Source organism: Sinomonas sp. G460-2 (genome assembly GCF_047759905.1).
Lineage (GTDB): Bacteria > Actinomycetota > Actinomycetes > Actinomycetales > Micrococcaceae > Sinomonas.
Genome location: NZ_JBKZWT010000439.1, coordinates 1 through 2,409 on the forward strand (window position 1 = coordinate 1; position 2,409 = coordinate 2,409).

Sequence of the window (2,409 nt, forward strand, 5' to 3'; positions counted from 1 at the left end):
GGTGGACATTTGATGACTCCGTTGTCTGGGTGGGGTGAAAAGGGGAGCGGATGGTTAGCGAACGGCGGCCAAGAGCGCGGGCTCTGGGAGGGGAGAACCTGGCTTGCGTCCCCGGAGCCCGAGCCACCGCTCGCGGAGTGCGAAGGCGGCAGCCTTGGGCTTGCGGTCTCGGGTGAAGACGCCCTTCTTGTTGCCGTCCACGCGGTGGATTGCGGGGCCGGTGCCGAAGTCGGCGAAGTTCCATACGTGCTCGCCGACGAATGAGGGGATGCGGTCGAAGACCCGGTGGTTCATGGCCAGGTAGTCGGCCTGGAACTCCTCGGTCCACGGGGTGCTTGTGAGGGAGTGGAGGCCGGCGACGGTGTCCGCGCCGTACTCGCTCATCATGATCGGCTTGCCGTATTTCGCGGCCCAGCCGCGCAGGTCGGCCTCGAGGAGTGTTTCTGCCGTGTCGAGGTCCCCGGTCGCGACGTACCAGCCGTAATAGCGGTTGAGCGAGATGACGTCGACGAGGTCGGCGGTGCGGTCGTTCTCGCACGTCGCGAAGATGACGGTCGTCATCGTCACCGGCCGCGTCGGGTCCAGCTCTCGCGTGAGGTCGATGAGCGGCTCGAAGTACTCCCGCGCACCGTCCTCGTTGGACGACGGCTCGTTGGCCACGCACCACATGACGACGCTCGGGTGGTTCTTGTCCCGGTCGATGAGCTCGCGCAGGTGCTGCGCGTGGGCGGCCTGGGTCTGGCCGTTGATGGTCTCGGGAGAGAAGGTGGGCCTCGGCGGCACGCCGGTCAGCCCGCCTTCGATCGCGAGGTTGAGCCCCACGGCAGCCGTCTCGTCGATGACGACGATGCCGTGCCGGTCCGCGTATTCGAGAACTTCTTCGGCGTACGGGTAGTGGGAGGTCCGGAACGAGTTCGCGCCGGTCCAGTCGAGCAACCGGAAGTCGTGAACGAGGTAGGCGTTGTCGTGCCCCTTGCCCCTGACCGCGGAGTCCTCGTGCTTGCCGAAGCCGGTGAAGTAGAACGGTTCGCCATTGATGAGGAACTGGTCCCCTCGGACGGCGACGGTGCGGATTCCGACGGGGAGTTCGTAGGTGTCCACGGTGTGCCATCCGTCGTGGATCTCGATCTCGAGGCGGTACAGATACGCCGCCCCGGGCCTCCAGAGGACCGCGTCCTGGACCCGGAGGGTGCCCTCGTGGCCCTCCGAGGAGGCGACGATGTTTCCCTTCTCGTCGAGGAGCCGGACGCTTGTGGGCGCCGGCTCGCTCGTCGCGAGCCGATAGGCCACGAGCCCCGTGGACCCGTCGATGTCGGTCGTCACCGTCACGTCGGTGAGGTGGGTCGGAGGCGTGCTGTAGAGCCGCACGGAGCGGGCGAGGCCTGCGTAGTTGTAGAAGTCGTGGAAGTAGCTCTGCCGTTCCTTCCCGTCGGGGCCGACGGTCAGCTTCCCCGGGGGGATGGTGACATTCGTTAGCCGGTTGTCCACGGACACAGTCAGCCGGAACTCCGTCCCGGGGGCGGCGACCTCGGTGAGGTCCGCCTCGAACGGCGTGTACCCGCCGTCGTGCGTTGCCACCAAGGTGTCGTTGACGTAGACGGACGCCGCATGGGTAGCGGCGTCGAATCGGAGCACGATCCGTTCGCCGTACCAGCCGCGGGGGACCCGGACGGTGCGCTGGTACCAGACGAGGCCCACGTGGTCGTGGATCTCCTGATCGGCGAAGAGGTCGTTGTAGCTCGCTGGAACGGCGGCCTCGAGCCGCGTTTCGAGTCGTGACTTCCAAGGCTCGGGGCCGAGTGCGGTGTCGAGTGCGAAAAGCCACAGCCCGTCCAGGCTGACGAGTTCGCGCGTGGCTGTTGCGAGGGGCTTCAGCATCGAGGGTCTCCTTCGGGGTGGCTAACGTGCGACGGCGGTGAGCGCGCCCGAGCGGGCGACGGCGCCGAGCCAGGCGAGGCTCGGCTTGGGCGTGCGGACGAAGGTCGCGCGGTCGACGGCGACGAGGCCGAACGTGGGTTCCCAGTGGCCCCACTCGTAGTTGTCCAGGAGGCTCCAATGCAGGTAGCCGCGGACGTCGATGCCGCCGTCGATCGCCTCGGAGACGTGGCGCAGGGCCTCGCCGGTGTACGCGATCCGGCGCTCGTCGTCCGCCGTTGCGATCCCGTTCTCGGTGATGAGGATCGGGACCCCTCCGGTGATCTCGGCCGTGTGCCGCAGGGCTATGCCGATCGCGTCGGGGCGGTAGGCCGTGCCGACCAAGGTGTTGTCCGGGCTTGGGGGGTGCGGCTCGATGCCGGCTTCGTTCACCCACTGGCTGGAGTAAGACTGGACGCCGACGAAGTCGTCCCCGGCCGAGCCTTCGAGGTAGAGGTCCTCCCAGATGTATTCGAGCTCGTGCTTCTTCTCCTC

At 67.4% G+C, this 2,409-nt stretch carries 2 protein-coding genes; both read right to left on the bottom strand.

From position 1 onward, the window contains the following. Positions 1-54: 54 nt before the first annotated feature. The gene (gene uidA / locus ACLN58_RS21080; RefSeq protein WP_415857176.1) at positions 55-1,878 is read right to left on the bottom strand and encodes a beta-glucuronidase; all 1,824 of its coding nucleotides are present in this window, start codon (positions 1,876-1,878) and stop codon (positions 55-57) included. Between the two features lie 21 nt (positions 1,879-1,899). Next, the coding region (locus ACLN58_RS21085; protein ID WP_415857177.1) for a family 1 glycosylhydrolase at positions 1,900-2,409 on the bottom strand (510 nt) is incomplete at its 5' end.

What these genes read in the sequence shown, in the direction of transcription:
- uidA (WP_415857176.1), bottom strand. Translation starts at nt 1,878, where the DNA reads ATGCTGAAGCCCCTCGCAACAGCCACGCGCGAACTCGTCAGCCTGGAC.